21 protein-coding genes are annotated in these 19,258 nt (G+C 62.5%); all 21 read left to right on the forward strand.

Annotated elements, in window-relative coordinates; all coding sequences use genetic code 11:
- Nucleotides 1–4 precede the first annotated feature (4 nt).
- The 21 genes from NITMOv2_RS07290 to NITMOv2_RS07395 are packed head-to-tail and all read left to right on the forward strand — an operon-like array spanning nucleotide 5 to nucleotide 19,258.
- Nucleotides 5–379: a DUF3209 family protein gene (locus NITMOv2_RS07290; protein ID WP_053379239.1), complete on the forward strand. Its 375-nt coding sequence runs from the start codon at nucleotides 5–7 to the stop codon at nucleotides 377–379.
- A 5-nt stretch (nucleotides 380–384) separates the two neighbouring features.
- Entirely contained in the window at nucleotides 385–1,110 is a 726-nt protein-coding gene (locus tag NITMOv2_RS07295; RefSeq protein WP_053379240.1) for an FAD-dependent oxidoreductase, read from the forward strand.
- Complete coding sequence (locus tag NITMOv2_RS07300) at nucleotides 1,107–1,484, forward strand: hypothetical protein (RefSeq protein ID WP_053379241.1); 378 nt, start codon at nucleotides 1,107–1,109, stop codon at nucleotides 1,482–1,484. Before NITMOv2_RS07295 ends, NITMOv2_RS07300 begins: the two co-directional genes overlap by 4 nt.
- 3 nt (nucleotides 1,485–1,487) lie before the next feature.
- Entirely contained in the window at nucleotides 1,488–2,594 is a 1,107-nt protein-coding gene (locus NITMOv2_RS07305) for a cobalt-precorrin-5B (C(1))-methyltransferase (RefSeq protein WP_053379242.1), read from the forward strand.
- Nucleotides 2,591–3,241: a precorrin-8X methylmutase gene (locus NITMOv2_RS07310; RefSeq protein ID WP_053379243.1), complete on the forward strand. Its 651-nt coding sequence runs from the start codon at nucleotides 2,591–2,593 to the stop codon at nucleotides 3,239–3,241. The genes NITMOv2_RS07305 and NITMOv2_RS07310 overlap by 4 nt, the downstream gene beginning before the upstream one ends.
- Nucleotides 3,238–4,494, forward strand: coding sequence for a bifunctional cobalt-precorrin-7 (C(5))-methyltransferase/cobalt-precorrin-6B (C(15))-methyltransferase (locus tag NITMOv2_RS07315; RefSeq protein ID WP_053379244.1), 1,257 nt, complete (start codon nucleotides 3,238–3,240; stop codon nucleotides 4,492–4,494). The genes NITMOv2_RS07310 and NITMOv2_RS07315 overlap by 4 nt, the downstream gene beginning before the upstream one ends.
- Entirely contained in the window at nucleotides 4,491–5,273 is a 783-nt protein-coding gene (gene cobI, locus NITMOv2_RS07320; RefSeq protein ID WP_053379245.1) for a precorrin-2 C(20)-methyltransferase, read from the forward strand. Before NITMOv2_RS07315 ends, cobI begins: the two co-directional genes overlap by 4 nt.
- Nucleotides 5,270–6,409: a cobalt-precorrin 5A hydrolase gene (locus NITMOv2_RS07325; protein WP_053379246.1), complete on the forward strand. Its 1,140-nt coding sequence runs from the start codon at nucleotides 5,270–5,272 to the stop codon at nucleotides 6,407–6,409. The genes cobI and NITMOv2_RS07325 overlap by 4 nt, the downstream gene beginning before the upstream one ends.
- Nucleotides 6,406–7,242 carry a precorrin-3B C(17)-methyltransferase gene (gene cobJ / locus NITMOv2_RS07330; RefSeq protein ID WP_053379247.1) on the forward strand — a complete coding sequence of 279 codons (837 nt, stop codon included), beginning with the start codon at nucleotides 6,406–6,408 and terminating at the stop codon, nucleotides 7,240–7,242. Before NITMOv2_RS07325 ends, cobJ begins: the two co-directional genes overlap by 4 nt.
- Nucleotides 7,242–7,655, forward strand: a complete 414-nt coding sequence (locus NITMOv2_RS24205) for a hypothetical protein (protein WP_053379248.1) — start codon at nucleotides 7,242–7,244, stop codon at nucleotides 7,653–7,655. Before cobJ ends, NITMOv2_RS24205 begins: the two co-directional genes overlap by 1 nt.
- 9 nt (nucleotides 7,656–7,664) lie before the next feature.
- Nucleotides 7,665–8,456 (forward strand): precorrin-4 C(11)-methyltransferase, encoded by a 792-nt coding sequence (gene cobM / locus NITMOv2_RS07340; protein ID WP_053379249.1) that lies wholly within the window; start codon nucleotides 7,665–7,667, stop codon nucleotides 8,454–8,456.
- A 19-nt stretch (nucleotides 8,457–8,475) separates the two neighbouring features.
- Entirely contained in the window at nucleotides 8,476–9,921 is a 1,446-nt protein-coding gene (cobA, locus tag NITMOv2_RS07345; protein ID WP_145976213.1) for a uroporphyrinogen-III C-methyltransferase, read from the forward strand.
- Entirely contained in the window at nucleotides 9,918–11,219 is a 1,302-nt protein-coding gene (gene bluB / locus NITMOv2_RS24210; RefSeq protein ID WP_202967323.1) for a 5,6-dimethylbenzimidazole synthase, read from the forward strand. Before cobA ends, bluB begins: the two co-directional genes overlap by 4 nt.
- A complete protein-coding gene (locus NITMOv2_RS07360) occupies nucleotides 11,219–12,592 on the forward strand; it encodes a cobyrinic acid a,c-diamide synthase CobB (protein ID WP_053379251.1) in 1,374 nt (457 codons plus the stop codon). The genes bluB and NITMOv2_RS07360 overlap by 1 nt, the downstream gene beginning before the upstream one ends.
- Entirely contained in the window at nucleotides 12,589–13,374 is a 786-nt protein-coding gene (gene cbiR / locus NITMOv2_RS07365) for a cobamide remodeling phosphodiesterase CbiR (RefSeq protein WP_053379252.1), read from the forward strand. The genes NITMOv2_RS07360 and cbiR overlap by 4 nt, the downstream gene beginning before the upstream one ends.
- Nucleotides 13,371–14,090 carry an adenosylcobinamide amidohydrolase gene (locus NITMOv2_RS07370; RefSeq protein ID WP_083447846.1) on the forward strand — a complete coding sequence of 240 codons (720 nt, stop codon included), beginning with the start codon at nucleotides 13,371–13,373 and terminating at the stop codon, nucleotides 14,088–14,090. Before cbiR ends, NITMOv2_RS07370 begins: the two co-directional genes overlap by 4 nt.
- Nucleotides 14,087–14,650, forward strand: a complete 564-nt coding sequence (cobU, locus tag NITMOv2_RS07375) for a bifunctional adenosylcobinamide kinase/adenosylcobinamide-phosphate guanylyltransferase (protein ID WP_053379253.1) — start codon at nucleotides 14,087–14,089, stop codon at nucleotides 14,648–14,650. The genes NITMOv2_RS07370 and cobU overlap by 4 nt, the downstream gene beginning before the upstream one ends.
- On the forward strand, nucleotides 14,647–15,705 hold the full coding sequence (gene cobT / locus NITMOv2_RS07380) for a nicotinate-nucleotide--dimethylbenzimidazole phosphoribosyltransferase (RefSeq protein WP_053379254.1): 1,059 nt from the start codon (nucleotides 14,647–14,649) through the stop codon (nucleotides 15,703–15,705). Before cobU ends, cobT begins: the two co-directional genes overlap by 4 nt.
- Nucleotides 15,695–16,651 (forward strand): adenosylcobinamide-phosphate synthase CbiB, encoded by a 957-nt coding sequence (cbiB, locus tag NITMOv2_RS07385; protein ID WP_202967324.1) that lies wholly within the window; start codon nucleotides 15,695–15,697, stop codon nucleotides 16,649–16,651. Before cobT ends, cbiB begins: the two co-directional genes overlap by 11 nt.
- On the forward strand, nucleotides 16,635–17,726 hold the full coding sequence (locus NITMOv2_RS07390; RefSeq protein WP_053379255.1) for a pyridoxal phosphate-dependent aminotransferase: 1,092 nt from the start codon (nucleotides 16,635–16,637) through the stop codon (nucleotides 17,724–17,726). The genes cbiB and NITMOv2_RS07390 overlap by 17 nt, the downstream gene beginning before the upstream one ends.
- Nucleotides 17,720–19,258 carry a cobyric acid synthase gene (locus tag NITMOv2_RS07395; RefSeq protein ID WP_053379256.1) on the forward strand — a complete coding sequence of 513 codons (1,539 nt, stop codon included), beginning with the start codon at nucleotides 17,720–17,722 and terminating at the stop codon, nucleotides 19,256–19,258. Before NITMOv2_RS07390 ends, NITMOv2_RS07395 begins: the two co-directional genes overlap by 7 nt.

A 19,258-nucleotide genomic window follows, 5' to 3' on the forward strand; every position in this document is an offset into this window, starting at 1 on the left:
CACGATGGCCTGTCACGAAATCGCAGGGCTTCGACTGGGTTTGATGGAAGTGTTGGGTGTGAAGAACGAAGCCGAGCGGCAGCACGAGCTGGCTGAGCTCGGCACCGTGGCCAATCAACCGGGACCCGTCCGGTCCATGTGCGGCGCCAAGGACTTGGCCACGCTCAAGCAATTTTATGAAGGAGCGGTGGCCGCGCTTGAGGCACGCGTGTCCGCCACGCGCTCCGACGACCCGAAACTCCCGTACCTGCGCACGCTCGTTGTGCTTACGAAGAAGGTCGATCTCGACCTGGCGCATCAGATCGAAGGCCTCACCCATCTCTACCGCGATCTGGATGAGATGCACGACTTCGTTCACGAGATCTATCCAGCGGAGTAGCGGCGATGGCAGTGGCGAAGACCGCCCGAGTGGTTGGAACCGCGAAGATGGGGCCGGATACCCTGCTTCTCGATCTGGTGGCTGCAGAGCCGTTGGGGTTTGTCGGCGGACAGTACCTCATTCTCGACAGCCGAATCGTCTTGCCGAGCGGCAAAGCGATCAAGCGGGCCTACTCATTGATCACCAGCGATGCGGAGCAGGTTCGCTTTCAGCTCGCGGTGAAACGCATCCCCGATGGACCGGGCTCGGCCTTTATTCATGGGCTTGAAGCGGGAATGGACATTTCGTTCAGCGGACCCTGGGGCAAGTTCTTGCCGCCGGAGGGTGCCTCGGGCAGCACGTTGATTCTTGCAACAGACACGGGGATCACCGCAGCGCTTGGCTTCATGCACGCCATCCGGTTCGCACCGCTGCTCCCCGAAACCGTGCTCATTTGGCTGCGCGCTTCGCCTGATTACTTTCTCCCAGAGGAGTTCGTGCGCGAACGCATCCCCGCCGATTGTGGAGAGGTCAAAATCGAAGTAATTCCTGGGATTGGTCACCCGGAACGGGTTCTCCATGCCCGAGCCATTCTTCGCCAGATGATGGCGCGCGGCGGCCTCGCGCAGGTCTTCATCGCGGGCGATGGCGCGGTGAACCAGGCCTTGCTCGACGATCTCGTAGTCGCCGGACTGCCTGTGAGTAACGATAATGTTGAGTCATTCTTCAACATGCCCAAAAAATCTGCATGATCGACCGGGACCACATCATCGAAGCCATCGAGGCCGCCCTCGCCTTTGGAGAGACGAGCGTCGTTGTCCGTTCGGCAGGCGCCGTTGCCGAGGTCCACGGTCTCCTTACATTGCGGCATGGGGATGAGTGGATCACGCTTGGCAAGGAGCCAGGCACGCACGTCCATCTCAAGATTCAGGATGGATGCAGGCTCCGCTACACGCAACCAGACGAGGGCAATGCGGCACTTGAGTTGCTGGGGTCCGACGGAGATGTGCAGTGTCGTGTCTCTTTCCGGGGCACGAACCCGGCACGAGCGGAAAGCTACAATCGTGAGCGCGCAGCAAGCCTTCGTGCGTGTTTCGAACGCCTCGTGGAGTGTACGGACAGATGAGCGATGAGCAAGAGTGTGCCGCCGAACAATCGAAAGGGCTTGCGCACCGGGTACACGACCGGCGCCTGCGCCGCAGCGGCAGCCAAGGCCGCGACACGCTGTCTTGTGAGGAGCACCATGCTGTCAGACATTGAGACGACGCTGCCGAATCGCACGCGAGTCACCTTCGCTCTTGCGCGATGCGAACGTGTGGAGACCCGTGCGATCTGCAGCGTGATCAAGGACGCCGGCGACGATCCCGACTGCACGCACGGTGCTGAGTTAATTGCCGAAGTGGAGCTGCGCACTGAGCCGGGTATCGAAATCAGGGGAGGCGTCGGGGTCGCCACAGTCACCAAAGCAGGTTTGGGCCTGGAGATCGGTGGGCCTGCGATCAATCCGGTCCCGCGGCGAAACATCATGGAGATGGTAGGGGAGGAGCTCGCGGGCGCTTCCTACGGAGGCGCCGTCGTGACGATCAGCGTGCCAGGCGGCGAGGAAATGGCCAAGAAGACCACCAATGCGCGTCTCGGCCTCTTAGGCGGCATTTCCATTCTCGGCACGACGGGCATCGTGCGGCCGTACTCCACGGCGGCCTTCAAAGCGAGTGTGATGCAGGAGATCGATGTCGCCGCGGCCAGCGGCGAGCATGAGCTCGTGCTGACGACCGGCGGCAAATCGGAACAGTATGCGATGGCGCTGTACCCCCATTTGCCGGAACAGGCGTTCGTCCAGGTGGGCGACTTCATTGGTGTCGGCGTCAGGCACTGTGCACGACGAAGGATCCCGCGCGCGACCGTCGTGGGGATGATGGGAAAACTTTCTAAGATGGCCAACGGCAAGATGCAGACGCACGCGGCGGGATCGGAAGTGGACATGGTGTTCCTGGCTTCGCTGGCGGCCGAACTGGCTGCCCCGAACGAGCTGATCGCGTCGATCCGCGAGGCCAATACCGCCCGCCATGTGCTTGAACTCTGCCGCGAGGCCGATTTCATCGGCATCACGTCGCTGATCTGCAAGAAGGTCGTCGAGCATTGTCGGCACCACGCGGGTGATACGCTGGCGGTGCAGGCTTGCCTCGTGGACTTCGGCGGTGCCTTGCTCGGCCGTTACCCGGAGGTGAGCGAATGAATGACATGCGACAGATGACTGCCCTTGGACGGAGCATCGAGGATGGGAGTTTCGCCATCATCGATCATGAAGCTGGGGCGCACGACTTTGAGCCCGCCGAGTGGCAGGTCGTGCGCCGTGTCATCCACGCCACGGCGGACTTCGAGTTTAAGACGCTCATGCGCTTCCATCCGGACGCGGTGCGTGCCGGTGTGGCGGCACTCCGAAGCGGCTGCCCGCTGTTGGTGGACGTAAAGATGATTGCTGCAGGCCTCAACGAGGAACGGCTATCCGCCTACGGCTGCAGAGTGCATTCCTTCATCTCGGACGAGGATGTCATCGCAACCGCCAAAGCCAACAACTCGACACGTGCGGTCGAGGCCATGCGGAAGGCGCATCGCCTCAATCTGCTCAATGGGGCGATCGTGGCCATTGGAAACGCCCCAACCGCGTTACTCGAAGTCGCGCGCCTGATTCGCGAGGAGGCAGCGAAGCCAGCGCTGGTCATCGGCGTGCCGGTCGGGTTCGTATCGGCGGCTGAGTCGAAGGACGTGACACTCGAACTGCCGACTCCTTTTATCGTGGCACAAGGCCGCAAGGGTGGAAGTCCCATCGCCGTTGCGATCATCCATGCCCTGCTGTTGCTTTCAACAAAGGAATCGGCATGAGCCCTCGACGCGCAATTACCCTGGTGGGCATCGGGGACGATGGCTGCGTCAGTCTGACGAGCCGTGCCGTGAGCGCGGTGACGAAGGCGGGAGTGCTCGTGGGCGGTGAGCGGCACCTTGAGTTTTTTCCGCAGTTTCACGGCGAGCGGATTGTGCTCAAGGGCGGTCTTTCGACGGTGCTCGATCGGGTGGCGGAACTTGCCGAAGAACAGAATGTCTGTGTGCTGGCCTCTGGTGATCCGATGTTCTTTGGCATCGGCGGTCTGGTCATCAAGCGGTTGGGCGCCGAACATGTTGAGATCCTGCCGCAGCCGAGTTCGGTCCAGTGGGCCTTCGCGCGCGCCGGGCTGAAGTGGGACGACGCCGCCTTTCTTTCTCTGCATGGCCGCTCGGCGGAGGGATTTCTCACCAGGCTCAAGCGTCACGCCAAGGTCGCGATCCTCACCGATGAGAACACCTCGCCGCCGGTCCTGGCGAGGCGAATGACTGAACATGGAGAGACGGCCTGGATCGCCTGGGTCTGTGAGAATCTGGGCGGCCCCGATGAGCGGGTCCGACGATTCACGGTGGAGGATCTGGCCGCTTGCCAGGACATTGGTCCGCTCAACGTCCTCTTGCTCGTCCGCTCCGATCCCTCCTGGCGCGTCCCTTGTACCATTCCCTTCCTCCATGAAGATGCATTCGCGAAGCGGATGCCCAAGAAGGGACTGATCACCAAGCGCGAAGTGCGGCTGTTGTCCCTGGCGGCGATGGGTATCCGACCGGACAGTGTGATCTGGGACATCGGGGCCGGCTCTGGATCCGTGTCGGTCGAGGCTGCCCTGCTCGCACCAGAAGGGCGGGTATACGCCATCGAAGTCGATCAGGAAGGTGTCGAGATGTGCCGCGAGAATCTGCGTGCTCATGCGGTGGACAACGTGCGTGTCATTGCCGGCCGAGCGCCCGAGGTACTAGCAGACCTTGAGCCTCCTGATGCGGTCTTCGTCGGCGGAAGCAAGGGAAGCATAGAGGAGATCATCGACATCGTCTTCGACCGGCTACAACCAGGCGGCCATCTCGTCGTCAATGCCATCACGCTTGAGAATGCGGGGGAGACCTATCAGGTCTTGCGCCGGCGAGGCTTGGTGCCGGAGGTCACTCTCCTCCAAGTTTCGCGAGCTGAGCCCTTGGCGCACTACCTTCGCTACGAGGCCCTGAACCCCATTCAAATCTTTGCGGTCTCGAAGCCCATCCAGACAGGAGTGGCCTCATGAACTACGGAATACTGTACGGCGTCGGAGTCGGCCCAGGCGCGCCGGATCTGATCACCCTCCGTGCGCTCAATACCATAAGGAACGCGCAAGTCCTCGCGCTGCCGCGCAGTTCCGATTACGGGGAGTCGATGGCCTGGAAGATTCTCAAGCCGACCTTGGGTGAGATTCCCGGACAAGAGCGCCTCTTTCTGACGTTCCCGATGAACAAGGACCCGGAGCGCCTTCGACCTGCCTGGGACGTCGCTTTTGCGGCCATCGGGGAGCGTCTGGAGCGTGGGTTGTCGGTCGCATTCGCGACGGAAGGCGACCCGTCGCTCTTTAGCACCTTCATCTATCTGCGCCGGGAAGCCCCACGGCGATGGCCTGGTATCCGCATTGAGGTTGTCCCAGGCGTGTCGTCGATTGTGGCGGTGCCATCGGTGACTGGAATCCCGCTGGCCGACGGACAAGAGCGGATCGCCATTCTTCCAGCGAGCTATGGGGTGGAGGATCTCAGCCAGGTGCTGGAGATGTTCGACACCATCATCTTGATGAAGATGGGCGCCGAGATCCCCAAGGTGGTGGACGCGCTTGAGCGCCAGGGACTCGTCGACCGAGCGGTCTACGTGTCGAAGGCCACCATGGCTGAAGAGCGAATTGTCCGGGATATACGCACGATCCAGGCTGAGCGCGGCGATTGTTTTGCGATGATCGTCGTCTCGCGCAAGGTACGCAGTGGGCTGCTGGCAGGCGCGGTGCCCGTAACGCCGAGAGTGGCCACCCAAGAGACGAGGGCATGACATCCGAACGCAAGCCATTTGCGGTGTACGCGATCACGAGGCACGGTCTTGGGATCGCCGCCCGCTTGCTGCCACAGCTTCCGGGATCTGACCTATTCGTGTCGGAGAAGGTGATGGATTCGGCGCCCGTTGATGCACTGCCTCTATCGCTGCCGATGGGCCCCACGCTCTCCGAGATCTTCTCCGCCTATGACTGCCATATCTTCATTATCAGCGTCGGCGCGGTGGTGCGGATGATTGCACCGCTGTTGAAGAACAAGAAGGTCGATCCGGCGGTGGTCTGTATCGACGATGCCGCCCGGTTCTCGATCTGTGTGCTGTCCGGTCACGTTGGCCGCGGCAATATGTTTACCGAACGGATAGCGGACGCGCTCGGCGCGCAGGCGGTCGTCACCACCGCATCGGATGCGATCGGTACACTGACCGTCGATATCCTCGGTCGCGAACTGGGATGGACACTCGACGATCCGGACCGCAATGTGACGCGAGGCTGCGCGGCGGTGGTGAATGCGATGAAGGTGCTCTTTGTCCAGGAAACAGGAGAACCGGACTGGTGGGCCGCTGAGAAGCCCCTGCCGGATGGTGTCGGGTACGCCACCTCGCTGGAGGGCATAGATCCGAACGATTTTGAAATCCTGCTGATCGCCACGGATCGCGAGATCGCTGAGTCGCATCCGGCCCACTGGAAGAACGCCGTGATCTATCGCCCGAAGAGCCTCGTGCTCGGTATCGGGTGCGACAAGGGGACGGCTCCCGACCTGGTGGAGCGGGGTGTTATGGCGCTGTTGGCGCGCCATGGACTCTCCCCTAAGTCGGTGAAAGAGTTGGCGACTATCGAGGTGAAGAAGGACGAGCCTGCCTTGCTGGCCTTGAGCGAGCGGCATAGTTGGCCGTTGCGCATTTACCGGGCGGAGGAACTCGATGTGGTGCCTGGTATCCAGAATCCTTCCGAGAAGGTGAAGCAGCACGTCGGCTCGCGCGGGGTTTCTGAGCCGGCCGCGCTGCACACTGCCGGAGTCAAGGAACTCCTTGTTCCTAAGCAAATCTATACTGAGCCGGGAGCTGGGCGATCCATGACCTTGGCTGTGGCCCGACGGGCTTTTGCTAAACGGCGCATGGAGGTGGGCTGTCCATGACCGATTCGAAAGGGATTCTCTATGTCGTGGGCATCGGACCCGGCGCGGAAGCGCATGCCACCCCCGCGGCGCTGAAGGCCATCGCCGAGGCTCAGCTTGTCGTGGGCTACACCACCTACATCAAGCTGGTCCGCCACCTGCTCGACGGGAAGGACATCGTCAAGACCGGGATGACGGAAGAGATCGGCCGCGCGCGTGCCGCTATTGAACGCGCGCGAGCTGGCGCCACGGTCGCGCTGATCTCCTCCGGGGATGCGGGCGTCTACGGAATGGCCGGCTTGGTCTTTCAGGTGTTGCAGGAGATAGGGTGGAAACGCGGCGATTCACCGGAACTGCGTCTGATTCCCGGGATGACCGCCCTCAACGCGTGTGCGTCCTTGGTCGGCGCGCCGCTGGTCCACGATTTCTGCTCGATCTCGCTCTCGGACCTGCTGACTCCCTGGTCCGTGATCGCGCGACGGATCGAGGCAGCGGCCAGTGCGGATTTCGTCATCGGCCTCTACAACCCGGCCAGCGGTCGGCGTACGCGACAGATTGTCGATGCACAGGCGATTATCCGGCGTTACCGCGAGGCCAGTACGCCGGTGGCGCTCGTCAAGAGCGCGTATCGCGATATGGAGCAGGTGGTCCTGACGGATTTGGAGAACTGTCTCGATTACGAGATCGGCATGCTGACCACTGTCCTCGTCGGATCAAGCCACACCTTCATCTATGAGGGGTATATGGTCACTCCGCGCGGCTATACGAACAAGTACAGTTTCGACGGCACCGTTCTTCCCGGTCAGCGACCGGGCTTTTCGCTCGTCGTGCCTCCGACGTCGGAGGCCGACTAATGGCGCGAGTCGGACGTTTAGCCGGAGCCATTCTGGCCGAGACCGAAGGACAGTTCTTCCTGGTGGGCAATCCCAAAGAACCCTGCGACTTTGCCGCGGTGGGATTCGAGCCTCCGGGTGTGATCAACGCCCTGGAACGTCCCTTTGTCCGTCTTCTGCCCGCTCGTTCGGTTCAGGTCCAGCAGCCGTACTTGACGATGGAGATCGAGGGAGAAACGCTTGCGCGATTGCTTGTCGATCGGTTCGTCATCCAGCGCAATGGATCGGTCAGCGATCGCCTCTGGCGTCTAGTGATTGATCCCAAGGGAGACGAGCGCGCGGTGTGCGATGGAGGTATCGAGGGGCGGTGGCTTGGAGAAATCCCCGCAGAGATTTGGCAGGTTGTGCGAGAAACCGTTCTTAAGTGCACCTGAGGCAACTCGATGCGCGTGTACATCATTGGAGCAGGTCCGGGCGATCCCAAATTGCTCACGCTTCGCGGGGCGGAGTTGATCGCATCCTGCCCCATCGTGCTGTACACAGGATCGCTGGTTCCCAACGAGGTGATCGCGCACGCCAGACCCGACGCCAAGGTGATGGACTCATCGGGAATGACGCTCGAACAGATCGTCGATGTAATCGTGGCTGCCTGTGACGCGGATCAGGATGTGGCGCGCGTCCATACGGGAGACCCGCTGATCTTTGGATCAACCGCCGAGCAGATGCGCCGACTCAGCGAATTGGGCATTTCCTACGAGATCGTTCCCGGTGTCTCGTCCTTTACCGCAGCGGCGGCGGCGTTGGGTCGCGAACTCACACTTCCCGAATTGTCTCAGACAGTCATCCTCACGCGAGCCGAAGGCCGGACTCCGATGCCTCCACGCGAAAAATTGGAGGACCTTGCGCGCCATCAAGCGACCTTAGCGCTGTTTCTGAGTATCACACTCCTCAAGGATGTCACCCGCGCCCTGCTTCCTTCTTACGGAGCGGATTGTCCCGTGGCGGTGGTCCATAAAGCTTCCTGGCCGGATCAGGTGATTGTGACCGGCACGCTGTCGGATATCGAGGGCAAGGTGAAGGCCGCCAAGCTTCATTCCACGTCGATGGTCTTGGTGGGGCGCGTGCTCACGGCCACCGAGTTTGCCAATTCGCGGTTGTACGATCCGGAGTTTACCCATCGGTTCCGGAAGGGTGTAACGGCGACCAGGAAGCAAGGAGACGTTCGTGCGGACTGACCCAGATGCTCGAACAGGCATGGTCTATCTGGTCGGGGCAGGACCCGGCGATCCTGGACTGCTCACCGTCCGCGCACTGGAACTGTTGCGTGCCGCCGATGTAGTGGCTCACGATGCCCTGGTTTCGCCCGCTATCCTCTCGCTCGTCGGGCCGCAGGTCGAGTTGGTGTGCGTGGGCCGACGCCATGGCGTCGGTGCGACCTCGTATCGAGTGCATCCGGAGGTGCTGTCGCGCGCCAAGGCAGGTTGCACCGTCGTCCGGTTGAAGGCGGGCGACCCGCTGATCTTTGGGCGCGGCGGGGAAGAAGCGGAACAGCTGGCAGAAGCCGGCATCCCCTTTATGATCGTTCCGGGTATCTCTTCGGCTCTTGGCGCCGCCGCATATGCCGGCATTCCGCTCACCCATCGCTTGCACGCATCCGATGTGACGTTCCTGAGCGGCCACGATGTTGAGGGAAGTCATCGCAGTCTTACCGATTGGTCCAGGGCTGCTACGGGGAGGGGTACTCTGGTCATCTTCATGGCTGCGAGAAAACTCTCCGCAAATCTCCAGCGTCTGATTCAGGCAGGCCGCTCCGCCGAGACTCCCGCAGCCTACATTGCGTCAGCCACGACACCCGATCAGAAGGTGATCATCGGTACGCTGGCGACGCTTCCGGAGAAGACGGCAGACGTCGATCCCACGGCCCCGGCGCTCGTCATCGTGGGCCATGTCGTCCGACTACGTGAGGGGATCGCCTGGTTCGAACGCCGCCCCTTGGCAGGCCGGCGACTCCTCGTCGCCCGTGCGCGCCCAGGCCGTTCTGCGGTTGCTGCGGAACTCCGCGCGCTGGGAGCGGAGGTGCTGGAAGTTCCCGAGGTCGAGGTGGTGCCCCTCAATGGAACGTCCCAAATCAAGGCCGCCCTTGCGCGTCTTCACGAATTCCGTGGCATCGTCTTCGGGTGCGCCGCCGGCGTCGATGCTCTGGTTCCATATGCCGCCTCCCTCGACGTGCCTGTTATTGCGGTCGGGGCAGGAGCTACGGAGGCGCTTACCCGGCATGGCATCACATCCGCTGTCAGTATCCGGGGTGCGTGCCAAGACGCGCTACGCGAGCACTCGGTTTTTCTGCAGGACGGGCCGTTCCTCCTTGTGACAGCGGAGGATGGTCGCCCGAACCTACGCGACGAATTCACCAGGCTTGGTGTGGATGTCAAAGTAGTGGCCGCATATCGCTACGTTCACCGGATGCCGAGTCTCCCGTTGGCACCGATCGACCTGGTGGTCCTGCCGAGTTCTTCGGCGGCTCGCGTCATGCTCTCGAGCGACTTCGGAGAGGCCTTACGGCGCGTGCCCATGGCGGCGATCGGTCCACAAACCGAGCAAGCGGCGCGCGACCGCGGGGCGCTTGCTGTGGTTCGGGCGGAGGAAGACACCGTGTCCTCGCTGGTGTCCCTCGCTGTCTCAATGCTGGAAACCGTATGACCGATCATGCCTTGCCTGACGCCTGGCGTCGAGGGCTCTATGAGACGATTTCGCGCCGTCGCGATATGCGATCCTTTCTCCCCAATCCGATCCCGGCCGAAACCCTTGCACGCATCCTCTCGGCAGCGAACCAGGCGGGCTCCGTCGGATTTTCGCAACCGTGGAACTTCCTCGTGGTGGAAAACCTCGAAATCCGCAGGGAGGTCCGTGTCCATGTCGAAACGGAGCGGTTACGCGCCGCCGAGATGTTTGGAGAGGAGCGCCGCACGACGTATCTTTCTTACAAGCTGGAAGGGATTCTCGACGCGCCCATCAATGTGTGTGTCACCTGCGACCAGGAGCGCTTCGGGCCAGCGGTGATCGGGCGGAACACGATTCCGGAAACCGCGGTCTATAGTACCTGCTGCGCCATCCAAAACTTCTGGCTCGCCGCGCGTGCTGAAGGGGTCGGAGTGGGATGGGTAAGCATCATGGAGCCAAGTGTCCTCCGCAAGATCCTTGGAATTCCTGAGCGGATTGTTCCCGTCGCGTACCTTTGCGTTGGCTTTGTCGAGCGCTTTCCCGAACGGCCGACGTTTGAGACAACCGGATGGCTGCCACGGATTCCCCTCCACGACTTGGTGTTTCATGACCGCTGGGCTGCGCAGCCGCCGCCAGACCTCCTCCGCGCGCTCGAGACGACCCGGATTGACGGCGAGCGTGCGAGCGAAGATATGCGCCCACAGACTCCACCGAGGGTACACCCGAATGGCGACGAACGGCCCGGAAAGGGGGAGTTAGGGCGAAAAGGACTGCTGCTGGTCTACACGGGTCAGGGCAAAGGGAAGACGACGGCTGCCTTGGGCCTCGTCTTTCGGGCCATCGGGCGCGGTCTTCGGGTCGCCGTGGTTCAGTTTATCAAGGGCAAGTGGAAGACCGGCGAGCGGTTGTTCGCCGAGACAATCCCTGGGCTCACGTTCCTCGTGATGGGGCACGGATTTACCTGGGAGAGTGACGACCTCACACGAGACCGAAACGCGGCGGTGGCGGCCTGGACCACGGCGAAGGGGCTCATTGCGAGCGGCGAGCATACCGTGGTGGTCCTCGACGAGATGACATACGCGATCAACTACGGCTTCGTCGCGTTGGCGGACGTCCTGGCCACTCTTCGCGAACGCCCGACCCATGTGCACGTGGTCATCACGGGGCGGAAGGCGCAGGAGGAACTCTGCGCACTGGCCGATCTCGTGACGGAGATGAAGCCGGTAAAGCACCCGTTTCAACACGGCTTCAAGGCTCAGCCGGGAATCGACTATTGATGATTCCGCGTCTCGTCATCGCAGGCACCTCCAGCAATGTCGGCAAGACGACTGTCATGGTTGGTCTCGTCCGGGCCTTGCGGGCGCGCGGGTTGCGAGTGGCCGTCTTCAAGTGCGGCCCTGATTATCTCGATCCGACCTACCACGTGCGCGCGGCCGGCACTCCCTCTCACAATCTCGATGGATGGATGATGGGGCGTGAGGCGGTCCTCTCGACGTTCACGCAGGCTTCGGAGGGGGCAGACATCGCGTTGATCGAAGGAGTGATGGGGCTATTCGACGGAACGTCGCCGACGAGCGAGGAAGGTTCGACCGCCGAGATTGCTAAGTGGCTCCAGGCGCCGGTATTGCTCGTCTGCGACGCGGGAGGCATGGCTCGCAGCATTGCGCCGCTGGCCAAAGGGTTTTCGACCTTCGATGCCGAGCTTCAGATTTCTGGCCTGATCTGTAACAGGATCGGCAGCCGCGGGCATCTGGAGTTGCTTCGCAAGGCCACCGGGGGCGTGCCTCCCGTTGTGGGCGGGCTTCCCAAGGAAGCAGTGCTGGCGTTTGCGGACCGGCATCTGGGCCTGCACAGCGCCGACCGGGTGACGGTCCCGGAGGACGTCTTCGTGGCCTGGGGCAATCGGGTGAGCGAGTGGTGCGATGTCGAAGGAATTCTCGCGTTAGCGCGCGACGCACCAGATCTTGCAGACATTCCTGCGATGGAACGGCTTGTCGGGGCTGGGGCTAGGTGCCGAATCGGTCTCGCATTCGATGAGGCGTTCCACTTCTACTACGATGACAATCTCCGGCGTCTTGAGAGCCTCGGCGCGGAGCTGGTGCGTTTTTCCCCCATTCACGAAGCGCATTTGCCTGAGGTGGATGGTCTCTACTTCGGTGGCGGCTACCCGGAAGTCCATGCCGAAGTGCTGTCCCGAAACCAGTCCATGCGCAAGGAGGTGGCGTCATTTGCAGCGTCCCACGGACCTATCTACGGCGAGTGCGGCGGGCTCATGTATTTATCCCATGGCATCCGGACGCTTGATGGCACGCTGCATGCCATGGTGGGGCTTATTCCAGGCGAAGCGGAGATGACAGATCGTTTGCAGGCGCTCGGATATGTCGAGGTGGAAACGCAGAACGCGACGATGTTCGGCCAACCGGGCCTGCGCTTCCGCGGACACCAATTTCGCTACTCGGACTTTCGACTCCAGGCGGAGGTCGAGCGCGTCTATCGCGTGCGTCGCCGCCGGGTGGGCGAGGTGCTCCGAGAAGGGTATCGTGTCGGCAACACGCTTGCTTCGTATGTGCATGCCCACTGGGCGTCAAATCCTCTTGTGGCTCAGGGGTTCGTTCACGCGTGCACTGACTACGCGAGGAGACCGCAGTGAACGTACCCTTCCGCATCGGCGCTACTTCGTTTATCTACCCGTCCGGGTGGCTTCCAAACGTCGAACGGCTGGCCGGTCGGGTGGACGACATCGAGATTCTCTTGTTCGAACTCGAATGCGGCGTTCCTGGCGAAGCGGAACTGCGCGCCCTCGTTGAGTGGCAGAGGCGAGCCGAGCTGACCTATACGGTGCACACGCCTCTCAACGTCAGCTTGGCAAGCGACAGGGAATCCCAGCGTCAGAGGGCCATTGAGCTGGTCTGTCGCGCGATTGAGCTGGCCTGGCCGCTCCGGCCTCACGCGTATATTGTGCACGTCTACTTGGGTGACTGCGAACACGATAGGGAGCCATCGGATCTTTCCGCCTGGCGTCGCCGGGCCGCAGGCTCACTCCAGGCAATTTTGGACAGCGGGATTTCTTCCGCGGACGTGTGCGTCGAGACGCTCGACTACGATTTCTCCTATGTCGAACCGGTGGTCGACGACTTGGGCCTTTCTGTGGCCATTGATCTCGGACATCTTCATCGCGACGAGCGTCCGGAGCAAGAGTTGCTGCTCCGGAACCTACACCGTACGCGGGTGATCCAGTGGCACGGCGTAGACCCATCGGGGCGAGACCACCGCTCACTCAAATATTACCCGCGCGAGCGTGCTCGTTGGGTCATCGACACTCTGCTGGGTGCATCGTATCGTGGAGTGCTTACGCTCGAAGTCTTTCGTGAGGTCGATTTTGAGGAGTCGCTGGCCGTCGTTCGGTCGCTCCTCGTGGAGGAGCGGTCGTGATCCGCGCCCATTCTCTGCCGCCGCCTGCATTGGTGCGGTTCAAGGGGTCCCCAGAAATAGAGATCGTGCGGACACAACGGTGGCTCATTGTGCGATTTGGCAAGAGCCACACCCTGGCTAGCTGGGCGATCGTTGGCGGGGGATTGCGCCGGAGCCTTGCCGTCGCGTGGCACCGGGTTTTGGAAGATGAATTACGTCCGCCGGTCGACGCGCGCGACCTGTTGTGCATGCGCCTTCGCGATGCAGGGATTGCTGATGCGGTCGGGTTGCTCACCAGCCGTAACCTCGAGTCCTATGTGGATGTCACCAGGCGCTACGGTGACCTTGAGGCCCGGTGTCTCGCTACCGTGGGGCTGGGGAATGCGCTTCGCGCCGGGGATCTGCCAGGACCGGCGGGGAGGATCGGCACGATCAATGTGCTCTGTCGCCTGTCGGTCCCCCTTTCTGCCGAAGCGCTCCTTGAAGCGCTCGCGTTGGCCTCCGAGGCGCGTGCCTTAGCCGTCCGCGAGGCCTCCATTCCGAGCACGGCGAGTGGAGAGCCCGCTTCGGGAACCGGGACCGACTGCATCGTCATTGCTGCGCCTGATGAGCATGGCGTTCCCGCACGCTACACCGGGAAGCACACGGTGCTCGGCCATCTCATCGGGACGGCCGTCAGAGAGGCCATCGCCCAGGGCGTGGAGGACTGGAAACGCGAGCAAAGAGCTCGTCGATGAGTAACGACACCAGGATCGTTCTGATCGGGGGAGGAGCCCGATCCGGCAAGAGCGCCTTCGCCCTTTCGCGGGCACGGAGCCTCGGCACGCGGCGCGCGTTCGTCGCGACCGCGCAGGCCCTGGACGCAGAGATGAAGGAGCGGATTGCAGAGCATGCCCGCACACGCGGGACTGACTTTCGCACCATCGAGGAGCCACTGGCCCTAGCAGAGAAATTACTCGAGCTTCACGACACTGACGTCGTCGTGATCGATTGCCTGACTCTGTGGCTTTCAAACCTACTACTGCGGGACGAGGCGGAGGTGAGGATTTTGGAGCAGGTGGAGGCCCTTGCCGGCGTCTTGGAACAGCGGGCGTTCCACGCCGTCATCGTGACGAACGAGGTGGGGATGGGCGTGGTGCCCGAGACCTCGCTCGGAAGGGCCTTTCGGGATGTAGCGGGCCGCGCCCACCAACGAGTCGCTGGCGTCGCCGATGAGGTCTATTGGGCGATCCTTGGGTCGGTCCTGCGCATCCGACCCGCGCCCGTTTTGGTTCACACCCAGGGAGACCCACCATGAGCAAATTGGTCGCGACCTGTTCCCGCATCAGAGAGCCCAACCGTCGCATGGCAGAGGAGACGCAACGATTTCTCGATAGCAAGACCAAACCGCGGAGGAGTCTTGGTCGACTTGAGGACCTTGCCTGCCAGATCTCGGCGATTCGTGGCACGAGCGAGCCCGAGCCTCCCCGGAAAGCCATTGTGGTGATGGGAGCTGACCACGGGGTGGCCGAGGAGGGTGTAAGCGCCTATCCGCAAGAGGTTACTGGTCAGATGCTTCTCAACTTTGCGCGCGGCGGTGCGGCGATCAATGTGTTGGCGCGGCATGCCGGTGCCCAGGTCGTGGTTGTGGACATGGGCGTGAAGGTGCCACTCCCGGCGGTCCCAGAGATCCGGGTGCACCGTATCGGGCCCGGCACGCGCAACTTCACAAAGGGACCGGCGATGACGCGAGAAGAGGTCGTTGCGGCGGTCGAAGTCGGCACTCGGATCGCCGAGGAACTGGTGCGGGACGGGGTGAGCCTCCTGGGCATTGGCGACATGGGCATTGGCAACACGACCGCCGCGAGCGCCTTGGTCGCGGTGTTCACAGGAGCACCTGCGGAAGAAGTCGCGGGAAGAGGCACTGGCATTGATGACGTGGCCTTCAAGCGAAAGGTCGATGTCATCCGACGGGGGATTGCGGTCAACTACCCTGATCCACAGGATGGCCTCGATGCCCTAGCCAAGGTCGGGGGATTTGAGATCGCCGGGCTTGCCGGCGTGATCTTGGGCGGAGCGGCGTCTGGGGTTCCAATAGTGGTCGATGGATTCATCTGCGGCGCCGCAGCGCTCGCCGCGACGCGGATCGCGTCCCTCACGGCAGGTTACCTCATTTCCTCGCACCGCTCTGTGGAGGTCGGGCATCAGCTCGTGCTCCAGGCACTCGGCACCAAGCCCCTGCTCGATCTGGACCTGCGTTTAGGCGAAGGTACCGGCGCGGCGCTCGCGATGAATCTCGTCGAGGCATCGCTCTACATCCTTCGCGACATGGCGACGTTTACGGCGGCGGGGGTGAGCGACAGTGGCGCCTAGTTTCTCAACAGCTCTGGCGCCGTCCTTCGCGGTATTCGCAGTGGCGCTCGTGCTCGATGTGCTCTGTGGTGAGCCTCCCAACGTCATCCATCCCGTCGCGTGGCTCGGGAATACGGCATCGTTCCTGCTGCGGCTCGCCCCTCGCACGGGCGTCGTCAGCCAGTTTCTCTTCGGTATGTTTGTCACGATTGTCGTCCCAGCAAGTTTTGCCATGGCGAGCGCAGGGCTCCTCTTGGCCACCGCGCGGTGGCCTCTCCTCGAATTCGCGGCTGCGACCGTGCTGCTCAAGCCGATGTTCGCCTTGCGGGCTCTTGGCCGCGCCGCGGCTCAGGTGCGTGACGCACTGGCAGCGGGCCAGATCAGTCAGGCCCGCCAACATGTCCGGAGTCTGTGCAGTCGGGACGCGTCCACCCTCGATGCACCGCTCTTGGTGGCTGGGACGGTGGAATCGCTCGCGGAAAACACGTCGGACAGCCTCGTGGCACCCCTTTTTTATTACGTTTTATTCGGACTTCCAGGGGCCGTTTTCTACCGCGGGGTCAATACGCTTGACGCCATGATTGGCTACCACGGCCGATACGAGTACCTCGGCAAAGCGGCCGCACGGCTCGATGACGTCTTGAACCTGATCCCGGCCCGGCTGACCGCGGGGCTCTTGCTCGTCGCCGGTTGGTTCTCAGGCAAGGATGCGCTTCGTGGCTGGCGCGTGCTCTGGCGGGATGGAGGAAGGACGGAGAGCCCGAATGCCGGCCGTCCTATGGCTGCGATGGCCGGTCTCCTGAGTGTGGAGCTGGAAAAAAAAGGATCGTATCGACTCGGGGATCCGGTCGTGGGTCATGAGATCGCTACTATCGACGCAGCGTGGTGCGTCGTCAAGCTCTGCTCCGCCCTTGCCGTCGCATTGCTCGCCGCCGCCATAGGAGCCCGTCATGCCTATCTTGGGTAACCTCGGCGCCCTGCGCATCGACCGGCGGGATCACGGCGGCCTCCTCCAGGCTGAGCTGTGCACCCTTGGTATCACACCCGCTGATATTCTCGACTTCAGCGTGAGCTGCAATCCCTATGGGCCGTGTCGCGAGGTGGTTGAAGCAGTGCGGTCTGCTCCAATCGATCAATACCCGGACCCTACGGCCAGCGAGGCGCGGGGGGCGATCGCGTCATCGCTCAGCGTCGACCCCGGCCAAGTCGCTTTGGGGAATGGCGCATCAGAGCTGCTGTGGACACTGGCACACATATTTGTTCGACCTGGCACCGGCGTCGTCATCGTGGAACCAACCTTCTCTGAGTTCCGCACCGCGGCAGAGCGGGCGGGTGGTCGGATCCACGAGTGGAGAGCGACGTCCAGCGATGAGTTTGCCATCGATCTCCAGGCGGTTGAAAGGCGAGTCCGTGAGGATGAGGCCGCGGTGCTCTACCTGTGTGCACCGAATACTCCCACCGGGATCTCGATTCCGGTCCACGACGTGGCGAGGCTTGCTGAGGCGAACCCCGCCGTGGTGATCGTCCTCGACCAATCATTCCTGTCACTCAGCGAGCGGTTCGCTGACGTCCGGGCCAAACTGCCAGAAAACGTCATCTGTATTCGTTCGATGACCAAGGAGCACGCCATCCCGGGCATCCGAGTGGGCTACCTGGTCGCTGCGTCAAATATCGTAGGCCACGTCGAGGCCTGTCGGGCTGCCTGGACGACGAGCTCCCTGACTCAGGCTGCTGCCATTGCGGGATGTCGGGCGACGGACTTCGTCGATCGGAGCCGCGCGACACTCCTCGCCGACTGCTCGGTGCTGGCTGAGTCGCTCTGCAGGGTGGGCCTGGAACCGGTACCCTCTACGACGGGATTTCTCATCGTGCGGACTGGCGGGGCCTCCTCATTGCGGAACCGGTTACTCGCCACCCACCACATTCTAGTGCGAGATTGTCGCTCGTTTGGGTTGCCCGACTACATCCGCCTTGCGGCGAGGCCTGAAGCCGAATGTGAGCGCCTCATAGGTGCCCTCCGTCAGGAGCTGGGCCGATGCTAGCGCCTACGATCATGGTCCAAGGCACGGCATCGTCCGTGGGGAAAAGTCTCCTGGTCACCGCACTCTGCCGGTTCTTCAGCCGCGAGGGGATCCGAGTGGCCCCCTTCAAGTCGCAGAACATGGCGCTCAACTCAGCCGTCACCGCCGACGGCCTTGAGATCGGGCGTGCGCAAGCGGTGCAGGCCGAGGCCGCGGGAATTCTGTCGTGCGTGGACATGAACCCGATCCTGCTTAAGCCCGAGGGGGATCGACGAAGTCAAGTCGTGGTGCTCGGTAAACCGATCGGCAGCATGACGGCGACCGAGTATCACGAGTATAAGCCTCGCCTCTCGACGGTGATCGCGGAATCGCTCGCTCGGCTCCGAGCGGACTACGACCTCGTCGTGCTTGAGGGGGCAGGGAGCCCAGCCGAGATTAACTTGAAGTCTCGCGACATCGTCAATATGCACGTGGCTAAGCTAGCGGATGCACCCGTCCTCCTTGTGGGGGACATCGACCGCGGCGGCGTGTTCGCCTCTTTTGTCGGGACGTTGGAACTCCTTGATCCGGACGAGCGGGCCAGAATCGCGGCTTTCGTCGTGAATAAGTTTCGTGGCGACATTGCGCTGCTCAGGCCGGGGCTCAGTTTCCTCATCGAGCGCACTGGCAAGCCCGTGCTGGGCGTCGTGCCGTACGTCTCCAACCTGCGCATCGCAGACGAGGACTCCGTTTCGCTCGACGACCGTAGGGCTCGTCGCAGACCGTCCCAACACGAGCTCGACATCGTGGTGGTTCGCCTGCCGCGCCTTTCCAACTACGACGATGTCGAGCCGCTGGAGCACGAGGCCGGTGTCGTCGTGCGATTCGTCGAGCAGCCTGACGAGGTACAGGGAGCCGATCTGGTGATCCTGCCTGGCTCGAAGAACACGGTGTCTGATCTCGCGTGGCTCCGGGCACGTGGCATCGCCACTGCGATCGAGGTACGCGCCCGCGAGGGCAAGCCGGTGTTAGGCCTCTGCGGCGGGTGCCAAATGCTCGGTGAGGTCATCGACGATCCCCATGGGGTGGAATCTGCTGAAACCCGGGTGCATGGGTTGGGACTTCTTACCCTTCGGACGCAGTTCCAACGGGAGAAGATCACGGCGCAAGTCCGAGCCCGGGTCTTGAGTCCATCGTTCCTCACCGATGGGGTTGCAATCGAAGAGGACGTCACGGGGTACGAAATCCATATGGGAGTGGTGGAACCCAGAGGCCCGCGCGCGAGCCCCTTCGAAATTCGATCGCGGAACGGGCGCATGGTAGCCACTGCTGACGGGGCAATCGGCGGCGCGGTCGTGGGCACCATGCTGCATGGTCTGTTCGAGAATGAGGTGATTCGCGCGCGGACCCTCGCGTTCTTGCGTAAGCGCAAAGGGCTGTCCGAGTGCTCGGCGCCACACCGCATCCCGTCGAAGCAGGCCGAGTATGACCGGCTGGAAGCCGCGGTTCGGGAGCACCTCGACCGCGAGCTACTCTGGCGTCTTGCTCGCCTGCGCTCATCTTCGCCGGGATGA

It is taken from the genome of Nitrospira moscoviensis, from assembly GCF_001273775.1.
Classification (GTDB): domain Bacteria; phylum Nitrospirota; class Nitrospiria; order Nitrospirales; family Nitrospiraceae; genus Nitrospira_D; species Nitrospira_D moscoviensis.

Bases quoted from the DNA above. Each gene is read 5' to 3' on its own strand.
- NITMOv2_RS07290 (WP_053379239.1), top strand. From the start codon at position 5: ATGGCCTGTCACGAAATCGCAGGGCTTCGACTGGGTTTGATGGAAGTG.
- NITMOv2_RS07295 (WP_053379240.1), top strand. From the start codon at position 385: ATGGCAGTGGCGAAGACCGCCCGAGTGGTTGGAACCGCGAAGATGGGG.
- NITMOv2_RS07300 (WP_053379241.1), top strand. From the start codon at position 1,107: ATGATCGACCGGGACCACATCATCGAAGCCATCGAGGCCGCCCTCGCC.
- NITMOv2_RS07305 (WP_053379242.1), top strand. From the start codon at position 1,488: ATGAGCAAGAGTGTGCCGCCGAACAATCGAAAGGGCTTGCGCACCGGG.
- NITMOv2_RS07310 (WP_053379243.1), top strand. From the start codon at position 2,591: ATGAATGACATGCGACAGATGACTGCCCTTGGACGGAGCATCGAGGAT.
- NITMOv2_RS07315 (WP_053379244.1), top strand. From the start codon at position 3,238: ATGAGCCCTCGACGCGCAATTACCCTGGTGGGCATCGGGGACGATGGC.
- cobI (WP_053379245.1), top strand. From the start codon at position 4,491: ATGAACTACGGAATACTGTACGGCGTCGGAGTCGGCCCAGGCGCGCCG.
- NITMOv2_RS07325 (WP_053379246.1), top strand. From the start codon at position 5,270: ATGACATCCGAACGCAAGCCATTTGCGGTGTACGCGATCACGAGGCAC.
- cobJ (WP_053379247.1), top strand. From the start codon at position 6,406: ATGACCGATTCGAAAGGGATTCTCTATGTCGTGGGCATCGGACCCGGC.
- NITMOv2_RS24205 (WP_053379248.1), top strand. From the start codon at position 7,242: ATGGCGCGAGTCGGACGTTTAGCCGGAGCCATTCTGGCCGAGACCGAA.
- cobM (WP_053379249.1), top strand. From the start codon at position 7,665: ATGCGCGTGTACATCATTGGAGCAGGTCCGGGCGATCCCAAATTGCTC.
- cobA (WP_145976213.1), top strand. From the start codon at position 8,476: ATGGTCTATCTGGTCGGGGCAGGACCCGGCGATCCTGGACTGCTCACC.
- bluB (WP_202967323.1), top strand. From the start codon at position 9,918: ATGACCGATCATGCCTTGCCTGACGCCTGGCGTCGAGGGCTCTATGAG.
- NITMOv2_RS07360 (WP_053379251.1), top strand. From the start codon at position 11,219: ATGATTCCGCGTCTCGTCATCGCAGGCACCTCCAGCAATGTCGGCAAG.
- cobU (WP_053379253.1), top strand. From the start codon at position 14,087: ATGAGTAACGACACCAGGATCGTTCTGATCGGGGGAGGAGCCCGATCC.
- cobT (WP_053379254.1), top strand. From the start codon at position 14,647: ATGAGCAAATTGGTCGCGACCTGTTCCCGCATCAGAGAGCCCAACCGT.
- NITMOv2_RS07390 (WP_053379255.1), top strand. From the start codon at position 16,635: ATGCCTATCTTGGGTAACCTCGGCGCCCTGCGCATCGACCGGCGGGAT.
- NITMOv2_RS07395 (WP_053379256.1), top strand. From the start codon at position 17,720: ATGCTAGCGCCTACGATCATGGTCCAAGGCACGGCATCGTCCGTGGGG.